At 58.5% G+C, this 21,852-nt stretch carries 20 protein-coding genes and 1 tRNA gene; 18 read left to right on the forward strand and 3 right to left on the reverse strand.

Features of this window, described 5'->3' with window-relative positions; genetic code table 11:
• Positions 1-20: 20 nt before the first annotated feature.
• From ilvA to E6W33_RS00835, 7 genes are all read left to right on the forward strand, one after another.
• Entirely contained in the window at positions 21-1,595 is a 1,575-nt protein-coding gene (gene ilvA / locus E6W33_RS00805; RefSeq protein ID WP_282183676.1) for a threonine ammonia-lyase, biosynthetic, read from the forward strand.
• A gap of 99 nt (positions 1,596-1,694) precedes the next feature.
• Positions 1,695-2,534, forward strand: a complete 840-nt coding sequence (queF, locus tag E6W33_RS00810; RefSeq protein ID WP_136413268.1) for an NADPH-dependent 7-cyano-7-deazaguanine reductase QueF — start codon at positions 1,695-1,697, stop codon at positions 2,532-2,534.
• Positions 2,535-2,851: 317 nt separating this feature from the next.
• Positions 2,852-3,319 (forward strand): PTS sugar transporter subunit IIA, encoded by a 468-nt coding sequence (locus E6W33_RS00815; protein ID WP_136414325.1) that lies wholly within the window; start codon positions 2,852-2,854, stop codon positions 3,317-3,319.
• Between the two features lie 17 nt (positions 3,320-3,336).
• Entirely contained in the window at positions 3,337-4,275 is a 939-nt protein-coding gene (gene hprK / locus E6W33_RS00820) for an HPr(Ser) kinase/phosphatase (RefSeq protein ID WP_136413270.1), read from the forward strand.
• A gap of 68 nt (positions 4,276-4,343) precedes the next feature.
• Entirely contained in the window at positions 4,344-5,207 is an 864-nt protein-coding gene (gene rapZ / locus E6W33_RS00825) for an RNase adapter RapZ (RefSeq protein ID WP_136413272.1), read from the forward strand.
• Between the two features lie 20 nt (positions 5,208-5,227).
• Positions 5,228-5,854, forward strand: a complete 627-nt coding sequence (locus tag E6W33_RS00830; protein ID WP_136413274.1) for an LON peptidase substrate-binding domain-containing protein — start codon at positions 5,228-5,230, stop codon at positions 5,852-5,854.
• Between the two features lie 463 nt (positions 5,855-6,317).
• Positions 6,318-7,370: a GGDEF domain-containing protein gene (locus E6W33_RS00835; RefSeq protein WP_247869497.1), complete on the forward strand. Its 1,053-nt coding sequence runs from the start codon at positions 6,318-6,320 to the stop codon at positions 7,368-7,370.
• A 26-nt stretch (positions 7,371-7,396) separates the two neighbouring features.
• Here the strand turns inward: E6W33_RS00835 and mutY are convergent, their stop codons facing one another.
• From mutY to mutM, 3 genes are read right to left on the reverse strand one after another with little or no spacing between them, the layout of a single operon-like run.
• Positions 7,397-8,542, reverse strand: coding sequence for an A/G-specific adenine glycosylase (gene mutY / locus E6W33_RS00840; RefSeq protein WP_136413276.1), 1,146 nt, complete (start codon positions 8,540-8,542; stop codon positions 7,397-7,399).
• 9 nt (positions 8,543-8,551) lie between these two features.
• Positions 8,552-10,489 carry a dynamin family protein gene (locus E6W33_RS00845; protein WP_211097201.1) on the reverse strand — a complete coding sequence of 646 codons (1,938 nt, stop codon included), beginning with the start codon at positions 10,487-10,489 and terminating at the stop codon, positions 8,552-8,554.
• Positions 10,490-10,538: 49 nt separating this feature from the next.
• Entirely contained in the window at positions 10,539-11,360 is an 822-nt protein-coding gene (gene mutM, locus E6W33_RS00850; protein WP_136414331.1) for a bifunctional DNA-formamidopyrimidine glycosylase/DNA-(apurinic or apyrimidinic site) lyase, read from the reverse strand.
• Positions 11,361-11,558: 198 nt separating this feature from the next.
• Between mutM and E6W33_RS00855 the strand changes: the two genes are divergently transcribed.
• From E6W33_RS00855 to E6W33_RS00905, 11 genes are all read left to right on the forward strand, one after another.
• A complete protein-coding gene (locus E6W33_RS00855) occupies positions 11,559-13,367 on the forward strand; it encodes a tetratricopeptide repeat protein (protein ID WP_247869476.1) in 1,809 nt (602 codons plus the stop codon).
• Positions 13,364-13,987 (forward strand): lipoprotein insertase outer membrane protein LolB, encoded by a 624-nt coding sequence (lolB, locus tag E6W33_RS00860; protein ID WP_136413278.1) that lies wholly within the window; start codon positions 13,364-13,366, stop codon positions 13,985-13,987. The genes E6W33_RS00855 and lolB overlap by 4 nt, the downstream gene beginning before the upstream one ends.
• Complete coding sequence (gene ispE / locus E6W33_RS00865; RefSeq protein ID WP_136413279.1) at positions 13,972-14,850, forward strand: 4-(cytidine 5'-diphospho)-2-C-methyl-D-erythritol kinase; 879 nt, start codon at positions 13,972-13,974, stop codon at positions 14,848-14,850. The genes lolB and ispE overlap by 16 nt, the downstream gene beginning before the upstream one ends.
• Before the next feature lie 59 nt (positions 14,851-14,909).
• Positions 14,910-14,986: transfer RNA gene (locus tag E6W33_RS00870), tRNA-Gln, on the forward strand.
• A gap of 97 nt (positions 14,987-15,083) precedes the next feature.
• On the forward strand, positions 15,084-16,034 hold the full coding sequence (locus E6W33_RS00875; protein WP_136413281.1) for a ribose-phosphate pyrophosphokinase: 951 nt from the start codon (positions 15,084-15,086) through the stop codon (positions 16,032-16,034).
• Positions 16,035-16,130: 96 nt separating this feature from the next.
• Positions 16,131-16,742 (forward strand): 50S ribosomal protein L25/general stress protein Ctc, encoded by a 612-nt coding sequence (locus tag E6W33_RS00880; RefSeq protein ID WP_136413283.1) that lies wholly within the window; start codon positions 16,131-16,133, stop codon positions 16,740-16,742.
• Positions 16,743-16,923: 181 nt separating this feature from the next.
• Positions 16,924-17,502 (forward strand): aminoacyl-tRNA hydrolase, encoded by a 579-nt coding sequence (gene pth / locus E6W33_RS00885; RefSeq protein WP_136413285.1) that lies wholly within the window; start codon positions 16,924-16,926, stop codon positions 17,500-17,502.
• Complete coding sequence (locus tag E6W33_RS00890) at positions 17,499-18,599, forward strand: patatin-like phospholipase family protein (RefSeq protein ID WP_136413288.1); 1,101 nt, start codon at positions 17,499-17,501, stop codon at positions 18,597-18,599. Before pth ends, E6W33_RS00890 begins: the two co-directional genes overlap by 4 nt.
• 60 nt (positions 18,600-18,659) lie before the next feature.
• The gene (gene ychF / locus E6W33_RS00895) at positions 18,660-19,751 is read left to right on the forward strand and encodes a redox-regulated ATPase YchF (RefSeq protein WP_136413291.1); all 1,092 of its coding nucleotides are present in this window, start codon (positions 18,660-18,662) and stop codon (positions 19,749-19,751) included.
• Positions 19,752-19,773: 22 nt separating this feature from the next.
• Complete coding sequence (locus tag E6W33_RS00900; protein WP_136413293.1) at positions 19,774-20,628, forward strand: MOSC N-terminal beta barrel domain-containing protein; 855 nt, start codon at positions 19,774-19,776, stop codon at positions 20,626-20,628.
• Positions 20,629-20,757: 129 nt separating this feature from the next.
• On the forward strand, positions 20,758-21,852 hold the full coding sequence (locus E6W33_RS00905) for a sensor domain-containing diguanylate cyclase (RefSeq protein WP_136413295.1): 1,095 nt from the start codon (positions 20,758-20,760) through the stop codon (positions 21,850-21,852).

A 21,852-nucleotide genomic window follows, 5' to 3' on the forward strand; every position in this document is an offset into this window, starting at 1 on the left:
TGTCAGGGCCGTCCATTATAATGGTCGGCTTGCGTGCCGCATTGGGGAACGCACGCCGACGATCCGAAGCTATGACTACCAACTATCTACAGAAAATCCTGACCGCCCGCGTCTATGACGTCGCCGTTGAAACACCGCTGGAACTTGCGCCCACTCTTTCGGAACGCATGGGCAACCAGATTTATCTCAAGCGCGAAGACATCCAGAGCGTGTTCAGCTTCAAGCTGCGCGGCGCCTACAACAAGATGGCACACCTGACTCCTGCGCAACTGAAGCGCGGCGTGATCTGCGCCTCGGCGGGCAACCACGCGCAAGGCGTTGCCCTGTCAGCGTCGAAGCTGGGTTGCCGCGCCATGATCGTGATGCCGACGACGACGCCCCCGGTCAAGATTGAAGCTGTCAAGGCGCGCGGCGGCGAGGCGGTGCTGTTCGGCGATTCCTATTCCGATGCCTATAACCATGCGCTGACGCTGGAAAAGAAGCACAAGCTCACCTTCGTCCATCCCTTCGACGATCCGGACGTCATCGCCGGCCAGGGCACGGTAGGCATGGAAATCCTGCGGCAGCGTTCGGAACCGATTCACGCCGTCTTCTGCGCGATCGGCGGCGGCGGCTTGATCGCCGGCGTTGGTGCTTACATCAAGGCCGTGCGTCCGGATATCAAGGTGATCGGCGTGCAAACCACCGATTCGGATGCCATGGCACGCAGCCTGAAGGCGGGCCGGCGCGTGACCCTGAATGATGTCGGCCTGTTTTCCGACGGCACGGCGGTCAAGCTGGTTGGCGAGGAAACCTTCCGCCTTGCGAAACAATATGTGGACGAGGTGATCCTGGTCGATACCGATGAGGTCTGCGCCGCGATCAAGGACGTTTTCCAGGATACACGCAGCATACTGGAACCGGCAGGCGCGCTCGCGGTGGCCGGCGCCAAGGCCTATATCGAACGCGCGAAGGCGGACAAGAAGCCGATCACAAACGAAACCCTCGTCACGGTGACCAGCGGCGCCAACATGAACTTCGACCGCCTGCGCTTCGTTGCCGAGATGGCAGAGGTCGGCGAATCGCGCGAAGCCGTTTTTGCCGTGACGATTCCGGAAGAACGCGGCAGCTTCAAACGATTCTGCCAGCTTGTCGGACCGCGCAACGTGACCGAATTCAACTATCGCATCAGCGATGAAAAGGTCGCCCATGTGTTCGTCGGCATCCAGATTCCAAACCGCGACGAGTCCGGCAAGATCACAAAGAACTTCGAGAAACACGGCTTCAAGACCCTCGACCTCACGCATGACGAATTGGCCAAACTGCACATTCGCCATCTGGTCGGCGGCAAGAGCGGACTAGCGCAGGACGAGTTGCTGTACCGCTTCGAATTCCCGGAGCGCCCGGGCGCGCTGATGCGCTTCCTCGACAGCATGGCGCCGAACTGGAATATCAGCTTGTTCCATTACCGCAATCAGGGCGGCGACGTGGGCCGCATCCTGGTGGGGCTGCAGGTGCCGAAGAAGGAGATGAAGGATTTCCGCGCGTTCCTCTCGACACTTGGCTATCGCAATTGGGACGAGACCGAAAACCCGGCGTACAAGCTTTTCTTGTAAGAACGGACGCAGGCGAACCGTTCAATTCGCCTGCGGTCAAAATCATGTGGGCGACGCCTCCAGGCGCGCCCGAAACAGCAGTCATCGTCATTCCCGCTCATGTCCGACTCCAACGTGCCGGAAGCTTCACCGCTCGGCAAACCGACCAGTTATCAGGCCGAATACGCGCCCTCATTGCTGTTTCCGATTTCGCGCCAGCAGAAGCGCGAAGAGATCGGCATTGCCGGCACCCTGCCATTTTTCGGTGTCGATATCTGGAATGCGTATGAATTGTCATGGCTGAACCTGCGCGGGAAACCGCAAGTCGCCATCGCGACCTTCACCGTGCCTGCGGACTCACCCAATATCATCGAGTCGAAATCCTTCAAGCTCTACCTCAATTCCTTCAATCAAACGAAGCTGGCGTCACCGGACGCCCTGATGGAATTGCTGCGTACCGACTTGATGAATGAATTCGGCGCACCGGTTCAGGTCAAGCTGACCATGCCGGATGCGTTTGCGACGCTGCAAATGGGCGAACTTGAAGGACTGCTGCTCGATCGCCTCGATATCGAAGTCACCGAGTACACGCCCAATCCGGCGCTGTTGAAGGCGAATCATGCGGAGGCGATGGTCGAGGAAACGCTGGTGTCGCATCTCCTGAAATCGAACTGCCTGGTCACCGGACAACCGGACTGGGGCAGCGTGCAAATCCGCTACGTCGGTGCGCAAATTGATCAGGAAGGTCTGTTGCAGTATCTGATCGGTTTCCGAAATCATAATGAATTTCATGAACAATGCGTGGAGCGCATATTCATGGACATCCTGCGCCAATGCCGTCCGCAGAAACTCGCGGTCTACGCAAGGTATACCCGGCGCGGTGGCCTGGACATCAATCCGTGGCGGAGCAATTTCACGACCGGCCAGCGCCCATCCAATCTGCGCAACGCGCGGCAGTAGACGACACTATCGGACTGGCGTTATTTATTTGATTTTGTCAGGATATTGTCATGTTCGCGGCGTAAAAGTCGATTCCCATGAGAAACCTTTTATCCGGTATGCAGTCCGAGGCATACTGGCACGCGCTTCACGATTTGGGAGTTCATTGGCACTTGCATCACACTAAGCCATTATTAAATCTTTCCTGTCGGTTCCCTGCTTACAATCAACATCGTTTCCCGAACCCGCCATATGCTTTCTCATTCCACATTCGGTAAACAAGCCTATAATGCGACTCGATTGCCCAATTTGTGCATCGCACCATGCCATTTCGTAACATGACCAACCTTGCCAGAATCCTGTCGGCCAACAATGTCGTGCTCGATCTTGAAGTCTCGAGCAAGAAGCGCGCTTTCGAGCAGGCCGGACTGATTTTTGAAAACAACTGCGGCATTGCCCGCTCGGTAGTGTCGGATAACCTGTTCGCACGCGAACGTCTCGGCTCGACCGGACTGGGACATGGTGTGGCGGTACCGCACGGTCGGATCAAGGGTTTGAAAGCGCCGCTCGCGGCGTTTGTTCGTTTGAAGGAGCCGATCCCCTTCGAGTCGCCCGACGGACATCCGGTGAAGCTGCTGGTATTCCTGCTGATTCCGGACCATGTGACGCAGCAGCACCTTGAAATCCTGTCCGAAATCGCCGAAATGTTTTCAGACGAGGCGTTCCGCAACCAGCTGGCCACGGATCCCGATGCGATTTCCGTTCATGCCCGCCTGACTGCCTGGCAGCCGAGCATACACGCCTGACCTGACGTCCTGACGCCATGCCTGCCACTACCCACTTGTCAATTCAGCAGCTCTACGACGACACGCGTGAAGCACTGCAATTAGGATGGTTTGCCGGTTTTCCGGGCGGCGAACGGCGCATCTCGGGCGATGCCACCTCTGCCGCCGATCAGGTTGGCCACCTGAACCTGATCCATCCGGGCCGGATCCAGGTCTTCGGCCATCAGGAAATTCTGTATTACAACAAGCTCTCGCCCGCCTCGCGCAAATACCAGACCGAAGAACTGGTGATCGGCGAGCCGCCGGCCTTCATCATCGCGCAAGGGCTGGAAACGCCGCCTTACATCCTTGAAGTCTGCGACGAAAAGAATATCCCGCTGTTCTCCACCCCGCTGCCCGCCGCGCAAGTGATCGACTACCTGCGCGTGTACCTGTCCAAGGAACTGGCGCAACGCGTGACGATGCACGGCGTGTTCATGGATGTGCTGGGAGTCGGCGTATTGATCACCGGCGAATCAGGGCTGGGCAAGAGCGAACTGGGCTTGGAGCTGATCTCGCGTAACCACGGTCTGGTTGCCGACGACGCTGTCGAGTTCGCACGCATCGCACCCAACATGATCGAGGGTCGCTGCCCGCCCCTGCTGCAGAACCTGCTCGAAGTGCGCGGCCTCGGCCTGCTGGACATCAAGACCATCTTTGGCGAAACCGCAGTACGTCGCAAAATGCGCCTGAAGCTGATCGTCCATCTGGTGCGCCGCAGTACGCTGGAAGAAAATTACGAACGCCTGCCCTTGCATTCCCAGACCGAAGAAGTGCTTGGCCTGGCGATCCGCAAGGTCGTGATTCCCGTCGAAGCCGGGCGCAACCTCGCCGTGCTGCTGGAAGCTGCGGTGCGCAATACCATTCTGCAATTGCGCGGAATCGACACGCTCAAGGAATTCATGGAGCGTCAGCAAAAAGCCATGGGCAACGAGTAGTTCGGACGGCGCTTCATCCCGTTCACCTCGGCTGTCACTTCGCTTCCCATGCGGTATGATTACCGCCTATGCGCATTATCCTCATCACAGGCATATCCGGGTCCGGCAAATCGGTCGGGCTGAATGCACTCGAAGACGCCGGTTACTTCTGCGTCGACAATCTGCCGCCCAAACTGCTGCGCCAACTGGTCGCCACGCGCCAGGAAGAAGGGGCCGACACATTGGCGGTCGCAATGGATGCGCGTAGTGCGGACTCACTGGCGGGGCTTCCCGCCGATATCCAGTTGCTCAAGGACGAGGGGCACGACGTCAAGGTGCTGTTCCTGACGGCGAAGACCGAATCGCTGATCGCACGCTTTTCCGAAACCCGGCGCAGCCATCCCTTGTCGCATCGGGTTCGCGCGAGCCAGGACGCCGGCGACCAGCCAACCTTGACCGAGTGCATCCTGCGCGAGCGCGAGATGCTCTCCCCGATCGAAGGCATCGGCCACGTCATCGATACCTCAGGCCTGTCTGCCAACAAGCTGCGCGGCTGGATCAAGGACCTGGTGGAAACCGAGCGCACGCCGCTGACGCTGCTGTTCGAATCCTTCGCGTTCAAGTTCGGCGTACCGCTGGATGCGGACCTTGTATTCGATGTACGCGTGCTGCCCAACCCGTACTACGACACCACTTTGCGGCCCTTTACCGGACGCGATGAACCGGTAGTCGCATTCCTGAATGCGCAGGCACATGTCGCGGAACTCTTTATCGATATACGCACCTTCATTGAAAAATGGCTGCCGGCATTCAAGAATGACAACCGCAGCTACCTGACCGTAGCAATCGGCTGCACCGGCGGACAACACCGGTCGGTCTACATGGTCGAGCAACTCGCGAAACACTTTGGCGCCACCGAACGTGTCCTGCTGCGCCATCGCGAACTCTCCTGAACGCACCGCCTACGCCGACCATGCAAGCTGACGACTCCTGGCTCCCGCTATTTCCCCTGAAGACAGTGCTTTTCCCGGATGGGATACTGCCGCTGAAGGTTTTCGAGACACGCTACATGGACATGGTGCGCGAGTGCATGCGGCGCAATACGCCATTCGGCGTTGTGCTGATCAAGTCCGGCCAGGAAGTCGGCGCCGCGGCGGAGCCGGAAGCCGTCGGGTGCCTGGCGCATATGTCGGACTGGGACATGGAGAAGCTCGGCGTGATGACGCTGCGCATCCGCGGCGGCAAGCGCTTCCGCATTGCCGACACCCGGGTGCTGCCCGACCAGCGACTCGAGGCGCGCGTCGAGATGATCCCGGCTGACGACGACATCCCTGTCAGCGACATCCATGTGGCCTGCGCCAAGACCCTGAAGATCGTGATCGACGACGTCAATACCAAGGGCCGGACTGAACATGGCGAAAGCTTCATCAGCCCGTTTTCGCAGCCGATTCAGCTCGATAGCGCGAGCTGGGTCGCCAACCGCTGGTGCGAGATCCTCCCCATTCCCCTGAAAGCGCGCCAGAAGCTGCTCGAACTCAAGGATGCGCAAAGCCGTCTGTCGATCATTCATCAGTATCTGCTGCAGCACAAAATTCTCTGAACCGAAGCGCGCAATTACATAAACGACAATAGAGCCTGCACCGTTTTGAGTCGCACGCTGTGCCATTTTTGAGAATCGCTGCGGCGATCTCTATCGCATCAGCATTTTTTACAAGCTGTTTGTCACCGCGCAAATTCGACTCCCGGTATTCGTAGGATAAATGACGGGTCGGCTCACAGTTCGAGCCTCTCCCGGCGGGGAGTGTCAGTGGATTGCGTTGGAAGGAGCTGCAGGCCAGCTGCAAGGATGCCGCGTCATGGCTTCGATGCGGCAACAAGAAGGCATGCGGCAAAATCCGCCGAAGAAGACATCGGCGCTCCCCGCCGGGGCAGTCCTGAGAAAAACTCCCTCTTGCTTCCTGCCGTGCAGGCATTTACTTGGCACTACTTTGAGCGCTAATCGTATGTTAATGGATGACGCACGCGAGGCTATGCGGTCAGAGTCCGTCAATCGCCGCAAGAATATGCAACCCGTGCGCGTACCTCAGATCTCTCCCATCAGCCTGATATCGCTGCTGTACGCGCTGAGCCTGTTCATCTTTTACCGGCAAGGCTTCATCAGCGGCGCGACCTTCGTCAATGTAGCGGCCGTGGTGCTGTGCGTTGTCATCCTGTTCTATGGCTTGTTCCGGCTCGGCCTTAACAGGCACTTCGATGAACCCAGCCTGACGCTGCCACAATTGGTCGCCTCGCTGCTCATCATGCTGGTCGTGGCCTACCTGGAACGCGCTACACAAATCGCGCTGGTGCCGTTCATCCTGATCGCCTTCTCGTTCGGAATTTTCCGCTTGTCGACCGTATCGCTCATCCTGCTGGCGATCGGCTGCCTGAGTGCCTATCTCGGCATTATCTTTATCCGCGGCCATGGGGAAGGTTATAGCTATGGATTTCGCGCCGATTTGGTGCAATGGTTCGTACTGGTCCTGACCTTGCCGGGAATGATCCTGGTCGGCAAACAGATCCAGAACTTGCGACAGCTTCTGAGGGCGACGCGCTATCAGCTGGAACACTACGAAGAAAAGTCCGTCCGGGATGAACTGACCGGCCTCTACAATCGTCGGCAGATTCAAGCCGAGCTCGAGCAGGCGAAGCTGCAGGCCGATACCTTGTCCGTTCCTTTCTGCATCTGCCTCATCGACATCGATCGTTTCAAGGAGATCAACGACAACAACGGCCACCTGACAGGCGACACCATCCTGAAAGAGTTCGCCAGAGTGGCCCGCGACAGCATTCGCGACACCGATATGCTGGGCCGTTACGGCGGCGACGAATTCATGCAGATCCTGCCCGACACCGATCTCAAGGGTGCGGTAATGCACGCCGAGCGCCTGCGCGTCTACGCGCACTTCCTGGACCTCCAAAAAATCCTGGAGCGAAAACATATTTCGCTGTCGATCGGCGTAGCGCAATATCGCCGCGGTGAAAAGATCACCGATCTGATTGCACGCGCCGACTCCGCTCTATACCAGGCCAAGCAACGCGGACGCAACCGCGTGGAGTGGGTCGAGATAGGCTAGGCAGGCGTCCGTACGGGAGAAGACTCCTACGCCGTTAGCAGGTCGCCGCCGCGAAACACCGCGAGCAGAAGCTTCTTGACCGGAGCGGGCAGTGGCGCATCCTGCAACTGTTCGGCGCGATACCAGACGTGACTGGCCTCCGCCGCGAGCTGGGCACGGCTCGCCAACCTGATTTGATACGGTGACACGTGCAGCTTGAAATGGGTAAATACATGCGTAAACGGCTGCAAGCGCTCGCATGAAACAACGTGGCCGAAAGATGCGAGCTTGCGCGAAACAAGTTCGTCAAACCGCTGTCTGCCTTCTCCAAGGTCGCGCTCCTCTCCCTCTAGTTCCGGAAGCGACAACAGACCGCCCCAAATCCCGCTCCCCGGTCGCTGCTCGAGCAATACGTGATCACGGTCTGTGACAACCAGCATTGCGGTAGCCCTTTCCGGAATCGCCTTCTTCGGTTTGCGTTCGGGCAGCGAATGCACGCGGTCGCTGGCCAGCGCAATACAGCGCTGCGACAGCGGGCATTGGCGGCAGGAGGGTTTGCTGCGTGTGCAAAGCGTCGCGCCCAGATCCATCAGTCCTTGCGTGTACGCTTCAACATCCTTGCTCGGGAGGAGCGCCACGGCCCGTCGCCACAAGCCGTCTTCAACCGGCTTCGCACCCGGGAATCCCTCAATGCCGAACACCCGGGCAAATACCCGCTTGACATTGCCATCGAGGATAGCGGCGCGTGCCCCGTAGGCGAATGCGGCGATCGCAGCCGCAGTCGATCGCCCGATGCCCGGCAATTCGGCGAGCAGCTCCGGATGCTCCGGGAATTTGCCGTCGAACTCAGCGACGATTATTTGCGCGCACCGATGCAGATTGCGTGCACGCGAGTAGTAGCCGAGGCCGCTCCAATGCGACATCACTTCTTCGGAACTCGCCGCCGCCAGCGATGCGACATCGGGAAATCGCGCCAGAAAACGCTGGTAATACGGAATAACTGCAGCCACCTGGGTCTGTTGCAGCATGATCTCCGACAGCCAGATGCGATAGGCATCGCGCGTGTTCTGCCAAGGCAGCGCATGCCGGCCATGCTGTTTCTGCCAGCGGATCACTGCTTCGGAAAAGGTGGGATCGAAAAGTGTTTCGGCGCCGTCTGCCTTCGCAGCCGGCGCTTGTGCTATGCGTTTCATGTCAGGCTGTCAGGCCGCCGCCTTGAGCGCGGCGAGTTCGGCGGAAATGGCTTTCTTGAGTTCGGCCTCCAGCATCAGAAGCGTCTTCTTCTGTTCTTCCAGTTCGGCCTGCATCTTCTCCAGCGTCTCGATCTTTTCTTCCAGCGTGTCGGTCGCGAGGTGGATGCGTTCGATCGACTGCTTGCGCTTCTTCAGCTGCGAACGGTGCTCCCAGATCTGTGCCTCCAGCGGCGCCATCACCACCTTCAGCCAGGCTTCCACATCGCGATTGGCCTGCAGGAAACTTTGCTTCACGCGTGATGCAATCGAGTCGAAGAACTTCGTCATCAATACCACTTGGGGAGTGGTCATGATCGCCGCGGTGCCGAACTGTTTGTGGTACACGCCTTCAATCATCTCGATTTCCTTGCGGTATTTCTCGAGCGAGAAAGGCATGGGCGAAGAAAGTGCAAGGCCGTGTTCGGTCGAGAATTTGCGATACATCACGGTCATCATCGCCGTGATTTCCTCGATCTTCCGATTGGAGAGATCCAGGTTGTTCTGAATCTGCTCGAAGAAGGTCTTCACTGCAGTGCGCAATCCGGCCGAGAAGCGGCTCTTCTCCATGGCATCGCGCGTGCGACGAATGTCTTCCTTCAGGATGTCCATTCCGAGGCTGGTGAACACCTCAGTCGACAAGCGGGTAAATACGGCGCGTGTGCCCTGGAGCTTCATCAGACTGGCATCGAACTCTTTTTTCTCGAGTTCGACGCGTTTCATCATGTGCTCGATGATGTTCTGATTCTTGCCGCGCAGGCTCTTGAGTTCCACCAACTGCTCCACGACGCTGCGCGCACGCGCGGCCAGCAACTGCTGCTTGGACGCCGTCAACTCCTGCATCTCCGCCTTCAGTTGGCCGCGCACGATTTCCTGCTTGCTCGGGATCAGTTCGCCGGACAAGGCCGTTTCCAGCAACGGCAGACGACTCTTTGCCAACAGTTCAGGATCGCGGTTGACCTTGCCAACCAGGCCTTTTTGCGCGGAAATCGGGAATACCTGCTGCGGCGAGAGATGCAAGGTCTGTGCAACACTTGCAACCTGCTTGTCGATCTGCTGTTCGATCTCCTCCGCGCTGCGCAATTCATCCCACATGCTGTCGATCTTGTTCAACACCACCATACGCGCGGGACCACCGCCGATATGGTCGCGCCACACGTCGATGTCACTCCTGGTCACACCGGTATCGGCCGCCAGGATGAACAGAACTGCATGGGCATTCGGGATCAGGTTCAGCGTCAGTTCCGGTTCGGTACCGATGGCATTCAGGCCCGGCGTGTCGATGATGACCAATCCCTGCTTCAGCAGCGGGTGCGGGAAATTCACGATCGCATGACGCCACTGCGAAATTTCAACCAGCCCATCGTTACCCATTGCCAGGGACGCATCCGGATCATCCTCATGGTACAAACCATAACGCTTTGCCTCCTCGACCGAGACGCGCTTGGTCAGGCTCACCTGCTTGAACGCCTCAAGCATGCCTTCGCCCGAATGAATGTCGAGCGGCAACACACTCCAGACGTGGCTTTGCTCTTTGAAATCGCTGGTCGATGCAGCTTCCGCGCGCGTCTCGATCGGAAGCAGCCGAATCGATGGCGGAAAGGTTTCGTCGTACAGGAGTTCGGTCGGACACATCGTTGTGCGCCCGGCAGACGAGGGCAGAATACGCTGGCCGTAATCCGCGAAAAAGATTGCGTTGATCAGCTCGGACTTGCCGCGGGAAAATTCCGCGACAAAAGCAATCGACAACTTGTCGTCCGCAAGGCGCGCCTGCAGGCGCGAGAAGCGCTGATCGCTCGCCGAATCAGCCAGATCAGATGCGCCGACGCAGGCCCGGTAGCGCTCAAGCGCAGACATTACCCCGCTACGCCAGCTGCTGTATTCCTGGAACTTTTGGACCAGATTGCTCACGTTATCCCCGACTTAATTGCTGACAGGATCGAATCTAGCACACCCGTACTCATTTTTGACAATTCGGACAATAGAAGGTCGAGCGCTGCCCCTGCTTCAGCTGCCGCACCGGGTTGCCGCATACGCGGCATGGCTGGTCTGCCCGATCATACACAAAGTAGCTCTGCTGAAAGTAGCCGGGCTGGCCATTCACGGCCATGAAATCCCGCAGCGTGCTTCCGCCCTGCGCTATGGCCGCCGCCAGGGTTTCACGAATCGCCGCGACCAGTTTTTCATAGCGCGCCAGCCCTATACGGCTTGCTGCCGTCTTCGGGTTGATGCCGGCCTTGAACAAGCTCTCCGACGCATAAATGTTGCCGACACCGACCACGATGTCGCCCGCCAGCAACACCTGCTTGATCGCCGCGCTGCGCTTTCGTGTCTGACGATACAAAAGCTGCGCCGAAAACGCCTCTTCAAGCGGTTCCACTCCCAAACCGCGCAACAACAGATGTTCATCGATCGCTCCGTCTTCGCGGCCATGCCAGAGCACTGCGCCGAAACGGCGCGGATCCGTCATTCGCAACACCTGACCATCGACCTCCATGTCGAAGTGATCGTGCTTTTGTGGTGGCGTATCTTTCGGCAAGACACGCAGATGTCCCGACATCCCGAGATGCACGATCAACGTGCCGTGATCGAATTCAATCAGCAAATACTTGCCGCGCCGTCTCGTGATGCGAATACGGCGGCCGCAAATATGACGATCAAGATCCGCAGGGAACGGCCAGCGCAAGCCCTCGTGGCGCAAGATCACGGCGCTGACGACCCGCCCTTCCAGGTGAGGAGCGACGCCGCGGCGAGTAACTTCTACTTCTGGCAATTCTGGCATTGTTGGAGCAAACTCTTTGCAGAAAGACAAACTTGACGTGAGACATGCATGATATGACTAATCTTCATTGTACAAATAGTTGCGCGCGCGATCACCGGCTTAAGGAAGCACTACTTGTACAATGAGGCCTCGGAGCGCATGTGCACGCCCCGCCGTTGGGCGTAGAATTAGCTTTGCTTGAATAGCTGGAAATTTCCCTTGAAAAACACTCTTCTTATTGTAACTGCGTCGATCGCGTTGTCTGCATGCGCAACATGGAACCCCGAAACCTTCCCGCCGATGGCCGGATCATCGGCTCAGGCAGCAAGCCACGAGAAGTTTTCGCCGAGAAAACAAGCAGTCAGTCGCAAGTCGGACTCCCTTGCAGACACTCCCAAGGTGGAAGATCCTTTGCCCGAGGTCGAACTCTCTGAAGAGCTGCTCTTCAAGCTGCTGAGTTCGGAAATTGCTTTCCAGCGAGGCGATTGGCAAACGGCCTATGTGACACTGCTGGGCGTTGCGCAACAAACGCGCGATCCCCGCATTGCACGCCGCGCCGCAGAAATAGCTCTGTCCGCCAAGCAGGCCGATGAAGCGCTTGCCGCGGTTCGTCTGTGGCGCGCCCTGGCTCCGCATTCGGACGAGGCGACGCAATACTATCTGAGCTTCGTGATACTGAGCGACAGGCTCGCCGAAGCCAAGCCGATTCTTGAAGAGCGCATGAAAGAGGCGCGCCCTCAAACTCGCGGACTGCTGGCGTTTCAGATGCAGCGCCTGCTCGCCCGAGCCAAGGACAAGACCGAGGCATTCTCGCTGCTGGAAGAAGTGCTGACCCCGTATCTCGACCTCCCGGAAGCGCACCTCGCACTTGCCCAGGGCGCCTATGCCAGAGGCGACACCGAGCGCGCGCAACAAGAGGCGCTGTCGGCACTCAAGGTCAAACCCGATTCGGAACTCGCCATCCTTGCGCTTGCACAAGTCACGCCCGACAAGGACGAGGCCAGCAAACTATTGGTCAGGTTCCTTGCCAAGTACCCGAAATCGCGTGACGTGCGCATGGCCTATGCGCGCATGCTGGTAGAAGAAAAACAGTACGGCAAGGCGCGCAGCGAGTTTGAAACCTTGGTCAAGAATCAGCCGGACGATCTCACCTCACTGTATGCGCTCGGCGTATTGTGCATGCAAACCAGCGACCTGAAGGCAGCCGAAAAATACCTCACCACCTATCTGAACGTGCTCGCAGCCAAGCCGGAGGAAGAGCGCGATTCGACGCAAGCCTTGCTACTGCTTGCGCAGATTGCGGAAGAACGCAACGATTCCGAAGCCGCCCTCAAATGGCTGGCGCAAGTCGAACCCGGCGAAGCCTACCTGAGCGCACAAGTCAAGCGTGCACAGGTCGTTGCCAAGCGCGGAGATCTTGAAGGCGCACGCAAGCTGCTGCACGAAACCAATACCAGCGGCGAACGCGAAAAGTCGCAGCTCATCCTGGCTGAAAGCCAGCTCCTGCGTGATGCGAATCGGCTGCAGGAATCGATGGCGGTGCTCAAGGACGGCTTGCATCAGTTTCCGAACGATACCGACCTGCTCTACGACTACGCGATGGCAGCGGAAAAAGGTTCGCAGTGGGATTTGATGGAAACCACGCTGCGCAAGATCATGGAACTCGCGCCCAACAATCAGCATGCCTACAACGCGCTCGGATACTCGCTCGCGGAACGCAATATCCGCCTCGACGAGGCGCTTTCCCTGATCGAAAAGGCGTTAAAACTTGCACCGGATGATCCGTTCATCATGGACAGCATGGGATGGGTGCAATTCCGGCGCGGCAAATTGAAAGAAGCTGAAGATCTGTTGCGCCAGGCGTATCAGTTGCGGCCGGATGTCGAAATCGCGGCGCATCTCGGTGAAGTTCTGTGGGTGAAAGGACAGAAGGACGACGCGCAGAAGCTCTGGCGCGACGCGAAGTCAAAGGACCCACAAAACGACACGCTCAAGAACACGCTGGCGCGCCTGAACGTGAGCCTATGATTGAACGCATTGCCCGGCGCGCATTTGCCGGCGCGCTGACCCTGTCGCTGTTGGCCGGATGCGCAAGCCTCTCTCCCCCGGCCACAGTTGACCGGCCGACCGCCGCTCGTCCTTACCATGCCGCAATCGACTTCACTGGACGGCTGTCAGTACGATACCAGGGTCCGCGCAATGAAGAGGCCCTGCACGGCAGTTTCCTCTGGTCACAAACGCCGGCGAGCACCAAGGTCAGCTTGCTGTCGCCTTTGGGCCAAACCATCGCGGTCATCGACGTCACGCCGGATGGTGCGACCCTGACCGAAAACGGGCAGACGCTACGCAGTGCATCCGATGTCGACGATCTGACCGCGCAAACCCTGGGCTGGCCGTTACCGGTTGCCGGTTTGCGCGAGTGGCTGCAAGGTTTTGCGCTGGATGCCGGAGGCCGACGCTTTGTCGCGACACCCGGTGCGCCGGAAGTCACGACGAAAGACGGATGGCGAATCCGCTACGCCAACTGGCAAGACGACGCTTCCTCGAAGGTACAATACCGTCCGAAACGCATCGACCTTGCGCGCCTCACGGAGCAAGCCGGCGATGTCTCCATTCGTATCGTCATCGACTCATGGCAAGCTCACTGAACAACTGCCCTGCTCCAGCCAAGCTCAATCTTTTTCTGCACGTCACCGGCCGGCGTGCTGACGGCTATCATCTGCTGCAGACGGTTTTCCAACTGATCGACTACGGCGACCTGCTGCACTTCGATGTGCGTGATGACGGGATAGTTCGGCGCATCACGGAAATTGAAGGCGTACCCGAGGAAACCGACCTGATCGTTCGCGCAGCAAAACTGCTGAAAACTGCCGCCGTGAACCAGTCGATGCAACAGCCCGGCGTTGACATTCGCATCGAAAAACGACTGCCGATGGGCGGCGGACTTGGCGGCGGCTCGTCCGACGCAGCAACCACCCTGATCGCACTGAATCATTTATGGCAAACCGGCCTTACGCGTCAGGAGCTGATGAAGCTCGGCCTTCAACTGGGCGCCGATGTGCCGTTTTTCATCTTTGGGCAAAACGCGTTTGCCGAAGGCATCGGCGAAGCGCTGGCGCCGGTTGCGACTCCCGATTGCTGGTATGTCGTCATCGAGCCCGGCGTATCGGTGCCGACCGCGGCGATTTTTTCCGATCCGGATTTGACAAGAGACACGAAACCCGTCAGAATATCGGACTTTCCTGAAGCATCTACCGGCTTCGGAAAAAACGACCTGCAAGTCGTGGCTACCAAGCTATTCCCTCCCATCGCAGAAGCCATAAAATGGCTGCGACAGTACGGAGATGCAAGGATGACCGGTTCGGGAGCTTGTGTGTTTTGTGCGTTTTCGCAAGAGCAGCAAGCAGACGAAGTGCTGGAAGAAGTGCACAAAACGGGATCGGCGCAATGGAAAGCCTGGAAAGCCAAATCGATCGAGCGTCACCCGCTCTCGTATTTGCTGGAGTCGTAACTCAAGAATTCGTTTGGCGTTGCATGAAACATGATGCAACGGCAGACAACCGGTTGTGTAGGGGAATCGCCAAGCTGGTTAAGGCACCGGATTTTGATTCCGGCATTCCAAGGTTCGAATCCTTGTTCCCCTGCCATTAAAACAAAGAAGAAACCAATAAGCCGCCAACGCAAGACGACAAGTCAAGTTTTGGCGGCTTTTCATCCTTTTAAACCGTTTGCTTTAGGTGTGTCATGGCGCTTGAGAACCTGATGGTCTTTACCGGCAACGCGAACCCGGACCTGGCCGCCGGGGTAGTCAAGCAGCTGGGTATTCCGCTTGGCAAAGCCGTTGTATCGAAATTTTCCGATGGCGAAGTCATGGTGGAAATCAACGAAAACGTCCGCGGCAAGGATGTGTTCGTTTTGCAATCAACCTGTGCGCCGACCAACGACCACCTGATGGAAATCATGTTGATGGTCGATGCTCTGAAGCGCGCATCGGCTGGTCGTATCACTGCTGCGATCCCTTATTTCGGCTATGCCCGCCAGGACCGCCGCCCGCGTTCCGCGCGCGTTGCGATTTCCGCCAAGGTCGTTGCCAACATGCTGCAGCAGGCCGGTGTCGATCGTGTCCTGATCATGGATCTGCATGCCGACCAGATCCAGGGCTTCTTCGATATCCCGGTTGACAACATCTATGCGTCGCCGATCCTGCTGGGCGACCTGGTGGAAAAGAATTACGACGATCTGCTGGTCGTCTCGCCAGACGTCGGCGGCGTGGTTCGCGCCCGTGCACTAGCAAAGCGCATGAATTGCGACCTCGCGATCATCGACAAGCGCCGTCCGAAGGCGAATGTTTCGGAAGTCATGCACATCATCGGCGAAGTCGAAGGCCGCAACTGCGTGATCATGGACGACATGGTTGATACCGCAGGCACGCTGACCAAGGCAGCCGAAGTCTTGAAAGAACGCGGCGCGAAGAAAGTCGTGGCCTACTGTACTCACCCGGTGCTGTCCGGTCCGGCCATCGAGCGCATCATCACCTCGCCGCTGGATGAACTGGTCGTCACTGACACCATCCCGCTGACTGCCGCTGCAAAGGCCTGCACCAAGATTCGTCAATTGACCGCCGCCGGCCTGCTGGCCGAGACGTTCAAGCGCATCACCAAGGGCGATTCCGTCAGCTCGCTGTTCGTCGATTAAGTTTTCCCCGTTGCTCTTCGAGGAACGGGTTTTCAGGTCCCCTGGTCGCGGGGGATTCAACGCAAGGCTGCGCCTTGCATACATTGGAGCTTAAAAATGAAAGTTGTCGCATTCCCACGCAAAGAGCAGGGGTCCGGAGCGAGCCGCCGCCTGCGCAATGCGGGCCAAACCCCGGCCATCATCTATGGTGGCGCCGCTGCGCCGGTTACCGTCGCACTGGACCACAATGCGCTGTACCACGCGCTGAAGAAAGAAGCCTTCCATTCGTCGATCCTCGACATGGAAATCGAAGGCAAGATCGAAAAGGTTCTGCTGCGCGACGTTCAGATGCACGCGTACAAACAGCTGGTCCTGCACGCTGACTTCCAGCGCGTCGATGCAAGCCAGAAGATCCACGTGAAGGTGCCGCTGCACTTCGTGAACGCGGACGTTGCACCGGCAGTGAAGCTGGGCGGCGCAATCGTCAGCCACGTGATGAACGAACTGGACATCACCTGCTTGCCGGGCGATCTGCCGGAATTCGTCGAAGTCGACCTGTCGACGATCGAAGCCGGCGCGTCCCTGCACCTGTCCGACATCAAGTTGCCGAAGGGCGTGGTTGCCGTCGCGCACGACAATCCGACCATCGCTACCGCGAGCGTTCCGGCCGGCCAGGTGTCCGCTGACGAAGCGGCAGCAGGCGAAGCAACTGAAGGCGAGAAGAAGTAATTTGCCCGACATTGGCAGTCATGCCAAATCAGCAGACCCCGCCCCTGTGGCGGGGTTTTTGTTTTTCGCGGCGCCTGTATCTGTTCTCAACAGATTGGACGGCGCAACGCGACATCCGTGATAATCATGGCTTTCGCCCGGGACTCATTTTCACGGGCATCGATACAGGACATGCAAACCCATGCCCATTCGCCTCATCGTCGGCCTCGGCAATCCAGGCCCTGAATACGAACAAACGCGCCATAACGCGGGATTCTGGCTTGTCGACAACCTAGCCAGGAACCTGCTTCGTCGCGAAGCCCGCTTTAACGCACTGGCGGCAAAAACCGTCGTCGCCGGTCAGGAAGTCTGGCTGCTCGAGCCGCAAACTTACATGAACCGGTCCGGCCAGTCGGTCGGCGCACTGGCACGCTTTTACAAGATCGTTCCCGATGAGATCCTGGTCGTGCACGACGAGCTTGACCTGCCTCCGGGTGCCGCAAAGATCAAGAAAGGCGGATCGTCCGGCGGGCACAACGGACTGAAAGACATTACGGCTGCGCTCGGCACGCAAGACTACTGGCGGCTGCGTATCGGGATCGGCCATCCGCGCAGCATGAATCTGCAGCAGGCGGTCGTTGACTTTGTCCTTCATCGCCCGCGCAAGGAGGAGCAGACGCTGATCAACGATGCCATCGAAAAGAGTCTGGATGTGATGCCGCTGCTCTGCGAGGGAAAGTTCGAGGCGGCGATGATGAAGCTGCATTCCACGGCAAAATGACCGGGCACGCCCTTTCGATCCACGCCGGTCCCAAGGCCCTCGCGCATATCCGCGAGCATGGCCTGCGGGCACGAGACATTACGATCGTGCCCGCAGCCGCGGGCGGACCGAAAGGCCTGATTTTCCAGAAAATGGATCAATGGATGTTCGGCAGCTGGCTCCCGTCGGCCCCACGTGAGCGGACGTTGATCGGCGCGTCGATCGGCGCGTGGCGCATGGCAGCGGCCTGTCATGCCGATCCGGTGGACGCATTCGAGCGCCTGGGCGACTTGTATTGCGAACAGACTTACCCGCATCGTCCGACGGCGCGCTACGTGACCGAATCCTGCGAACGCTTTCTCGCCGAATTCATCGGAGGACGAGAAAAGCAAATCACCAGCCACCCGTACCATCGTCTGCAAATTCTCGCTTCGCGCGGCCGGCGACTGCTGAAGGCGCCACGAGGCAATATTTCACTGACCGCCGGTTTCGGTCTTGCCGTGATTGGCAATCTGGCCTCACGCTCGCAGCTGGCTAACCATCTGGCTCGCGTCGTTATCGGCGACGAGCGCGACCCGGCGTTCTGGCTGAAGGCAAAATTCGACGCGTTCGACACGCAATTCGCGCCGCTGACGCCGGACAATCTGGCCGGTGCCCTGCTGGCGTCAGGCACGCTTCCGTTCACCATGGAGCCGGTGCGAGACATAGCCAAGGCGCCGCCAGGCACCTACTGGGACGGCGGGTTGATTGACTATCACCTTGCACTGCCCTATTCCCGCGTCGCCGGCAATCCGGAAGGCGGCCTGGTCCTTTACCCGCATTTCAGCGATCAGATTGTGCCAGGCTGGCTCGACAAGTCGCTGCCCTGGCGCCGCGCCAACTTCGGCAGGAACAGCGATTGGCTCACCAACGTGGTGGTTGTTTCACCTTCTCAGACATTCCTGCAAACCTTGTCGCGCAGCAAACTTCCTGATCGCAAGGATTTTCTGTACTACGGCGCCAACAATGCTTTCCGTATTCTCAACTGGAAGCTGGCAATCGGCGAAGGCGAGCGTTTGCGCGACGAACTGGCCGAATTTGTCGCCAATCCGTCCCCCGACCGCGTACAAGCGATCTGATCCCACCCCGCGGTACGGTAAAATAGCGGGTTAATCCAAACATTTAGCGAAGCACACATCATGAGTCTCAAATGCGGCATCGTCGGCCTGCCTAACGTCGGCAAATCCACCCTGTTCAACGCGCTGACCAAAGCCGGCATCGCTGCGGAAAACTACCCCTTCTGCACCATCGAACCGAACGTGGGCATCGTCGAAGTGCCCGACCCACGGCTGGCTGCGCTGTCGGAGGTCGTGAAACCGGAACGCGTGGTGCCCGCCGTCGTGGAATTCGTCGACATCGCCGGGCTGGTTGCCGGCGCCTCCAAGGGCGAAGGCCTGGGAAACCAGTTCCTTGCCCATATCCGCGAAACCGATGCGATCGTCAACGTGGTGCGCTGCTTTGAAGACGCGAATGTCGTGCACGTCGCCGGCAAGGTCAGCCCGCTCGACGACATCGCCGTGATCCAGACCGAACTGGCACTGGCCGACATGGGCACCGTCGAAAAGGCCCTGCAGCGCGAAAGCAAGAAAGCCAAGGCCGGCGACAAGGAAGCAATCAAGCTGGTTGCCTTGCTCGAGCGTATCCTGCCCCAACTGAACGATGCCAAACCGGTGCGCGCGATGGGTCTGGACGCGGAAGAAATGGCATTGATCAAGTCCCTTTGCCTGATCACCGCCAAGCCTGCGATGTACGTCGGCAATGTCGCAGAAACCGGCTTCCACAATAATCCGCTGCTTGACCAGCTCGCAGCCTATGCGAACGAGCAGAACGCGCCAATGGTCGCCATTTGCGCCGCAATCGAAGCTGAAATCGCCGACCTTGATGAAGAAGACAAGGGTGCCTTCCTGGCAGACATGGGCATGGAAGAGCCGGGCCTGAATCGCCTGATTCGCGCCGCGTTCAAACTGCTCGGACTGCAGACCTACTTCACCGCCGGCGTCAAGGAAGTCCGTGCATGGACCATCCATGTCGGCGATACCGCACCGCAGGCGGCCGGCGTGATTCATACCGATTTTGAACGCGGGTTCATCCGCGCGCAGACCATTTCCTACGAAGACTTCATCACCTACAAGGGCGAACAGGGCGCGAAGGAAGCGGGCAAGATGCGCGCCGAAGGCAAGGAGTACATCGTCAAGGACGGTGATGTACTGAACTTCCTGTTCAACGTCTAATTGATCTTTCTCCATTTCCAGCATGGCTATCCTGACCGAACTGAACCTGTATCCGATCAAATCCTGCGCAGGCGTCGCATTGCGCGAGGCAACGCTGACCTCCGCTGGTTTGATGAGTGAGCATATCTACGATCGTGAATGGATGGTGATGGACGCGCATGGCGAGTTCATGACGCAACGCAATCACCCGAGGATGGCCTTGATTACGCCGCGCATCAAGACCGACACGCTGGAACTGCGCGCTCCTGGCATGCTGCGGCTGGAAATCCCGCTCGGCCTGCCCGATCCCGAGGATGAAAAGACCATCGACGTCACGGTCTGGGATGACCATGTCACCGCGTACGACTGTGACGAAACGACCGCCGCATGGTTTTCCAATTTTCTTGGAACAAGCTGCAGACTGGTTCGCTTCCATGCGAACGCCAAGCGCTTCGCCAGTACCAAATGGACCGATGGCGTCGAGGCGCCAACGCTGTTTTCGGACGGATTTCCCATGCTTGTGATATCCGAAGCGTCGCTCGCGGATCTGAACGGCAAACTCCTGGCGCAAGGGCGTGCAGCCTTGCCGATGAATCGCTTCCGTCCGAGTATCGTGGTCAGCGATATAGCGGCATTCGAAGAAGATTACGCGGAGTCATTCAGCATTGGCGAGGCGAAGCTGAAGCCGGTCAAGCCCTGCCCGCGCTGCCCGATCCCGTCGATTGACCAGTCCACAGGCGAATTCGGCCCGGACCCGCTGGACATCTTGCGAGGCTACCGCGCCAACGCCAGGATTGATGGCGGAATCGCGTTCGGCATGAATACCATTCTGCTGGAAGGCGAAGGACAAGTGCTGCGCGTCGGGCAGGAAGTGAAAGTCACTCTCGCCTTCGAATAAGGCTTGTGGGTTCGCAGTATTGCAGTCGAGGATCTCGCACGGTAGTATTTGTTCAACTATCGTCCCGCGCCAGCGACGTATCGGCCATCGGGATGTCCATGCCGGTAACCATACCCTGGAGCCATGCCGATGTCGCAAGAACTGTTGGCAGAGAATCTGCGCCTGCGCAAGCAGTTGTCGCAACTGCTTGCGCAGGCGCAGCAAAATCAGCAGATCCTGCAACGCCATCAGACTTTCGACCTTCAATTCATCGGTGCCGGCAGCTTCCTCGAACTGATCGACACGATCTTTCACTCGTTCGCCAGGTCGGCTTCGCTCGATACGCTTACGCTGTCCTTGCTCGACCCCGAATATGCCATTCGCCGCATCCTGGTCGAGCTGAATGTTCACCTGTCGGAAATGCCGCAATTGCTCTTCCTGCAGGATGAGTCCGAGTTCGGAGAACTGTCCACTCAATTGAGCAGACCGGTCCTTGGCAGCTATTCCGAGCAATTGCACGGCCATGTGTTCCCGGAACCGCTTTCCCCACCGGCCAGCGTTGCCATCGTGCCGCTCATTCGACGTGGCGCACTGATCGGCTGCATCGGGCTTGGCAGCAACGACGCGACGCGCTTTGCGTCGCACATGAGCACGGATTTTCTTGAGCACATGGCAGCGATCCTCGCGATCTGCCTCGAAAACGTGATCAACACCGAACGGCTCAAGCACATCGGTCTGACCGATACGCTCACCGGCGTGAATAACAGACGTTATGTCGAACGCCGTCTGGTCGAAGAAATCGGGCGCAGCCAGCGCCATGGATATCCGCTGTCGTGCATGTATGTCGACATCGATCACTTCAAGCAGATCAATGACAGCATCGGCCATCAGGCCGGCGATGAAGTGCTGCGTGATGTGGCTGCACGCATCAAGGCGGAGTTGCGCCTCTCGGACGCATTGGGTCGATTCGGAGGAGAGGAATTTGTCGTGCTGCTGATCGATGCGCAGCGCGATGACGCCGTCAGCGTCGCGGAGCGCATTCGAAGAAGTGTCGCGGAACAGCCGATGATACTCGGCAGCGGCGAACAGATCGATGTCACCGTCTCGATCGGCGTCGCGTCACTTGCAACGCCCAAAGACCATGAATCGGTGGAGAAAACCGCGCAGAAATTCCTGGCGCGCGCCGACCAGGCGCTTTACCAGGCAAAGAAGAGCGGCAGGAATCGCGTCGTCAGCGAAAGCTGA

Source organism: Herbaspirillum sp. ST 5-3, from assembly GCF_004804275.1.
Classification (GTDB): domain Bacteria; phylum Pseudomonadota; class Gammaproteobacteria; order Burkholderiales; family Burkholderiaceae_D; genus Noviherbaspirillum.

Coding starts and splice junctions, on each gene's coding strand:
- E6W33_RS00890 (WP_136413288.1), top strand. CDS start 17,499: ATGACCGGGCACGCCCTTTCGATCCACGCCGGTCCCAAGGCCCTCGCG.
- E6W33_RS00835 (WP_247869497.1), top strand. CDS start 6,318: ATGCAACCCGTGCGCGTACCTCAGATCTCTCCCATCAGCCTGATATCG.
- ispE (WP_136413279.1), top strand. CDS start 13,972: ATGGCAAGCTCACTGAACAACTGCCCTGCTCCAGCCAAGCTCAATCTT.
- ychF (WP_136413291.1), top strand. CDS start 18,660: ATGAGTCTCAAATGCGGCATCGTCGGCCTGCCTAACGTCGGCAAATCC.
- rapZ (WP_136413272.1), top strand. CDS start 4,344: ATGCGCATTATCCTCATCACAGGCATATCCGGGTCCGGCAAATCGGTC.
- E6W33_RS00880 (WP_136413283.1), top strand. CDS start 16,131: ATGAAAGTTGTCGCATTCCCACGCAAAGAGCAGGGGTCCGGAGCGAGC.
- ilvA (WP_282183676.1), top strand. CDS start 21: ATGGTCGGCTTGCGTGCCGCATTGGGGAACGCACGCCGACGATCCGAA.
- E6W33_RS00830 (WP_136413274.1), top strand. CDS start 5,228: ATGCAAGCTGACGACTCCTGGCTCCCGCTATTTCCCCTGAAGACAGTG.
- E6W33_RS00815 (WP_136414325.1), top strand. CDS start 2,852: ATGACCAACCTTGCCAGAATCCTGTCGGCCAACAATGTCGTGCTCGAT.
- E6W33_RS00905 (WP_136413295.1), top strand. CDS start 20,758: ATGTCGCAAGAACTGTTGGCAGAGAATCTGCGCCTGCGCAAGCAGTTG.
- queF (WP_136413268.1), top strand. CDS start 1,695: ATGTCCGACTCCAACGTGCCGGAAGCTTCACCGCTCGGCAAACCGACC.
- hprK (WP_136413270.1), top strand. CDS start 3,337: ATGCCTGCCACTACCCACTTGTCAATTCAGCAGCTCTACGACGACACG.
- mutM (WP_136414331.1), bottom strand. CDS start 11,360: ATGCCAGAATTGCCAGAAGTAGAAGTTACTCGCCGCGGCGTCGCTCCT.
- pth (WP_136413285.1), top strand. CDS start 16,924: ATGCCCATTCGCCTCATCGTCGGCCTCGGCAATCCAGGCCCTGAATAC.
- mutY (WP_136413276.1), bottom strand. CDS start 8,542: ATGAAACGCATAGCACAAGCGCCGGCTGCGAAGGCAGACGGCGCCGAA.
- E6W33_RS00900 (WP_136413293.1), top strand. CDS start 19,774: ATGGCTATCCTGACCGAACTGAACCTGTATCCGATCAAATCCTGCGCA.
- E6W33_RS00875 (WP_136413281.1), top strand. CDS start 15,084: ATGGCGCTTGAGAACCTGATGGTCTTTACCGGCAACGCGAACCCGGAC.
- lolB (WP_136413278.1), top strand. CDS start 13,364: ATGATTGAACGCATTGCCCGGCGCGCATTTGCCGGCGCGCTGACCCTG.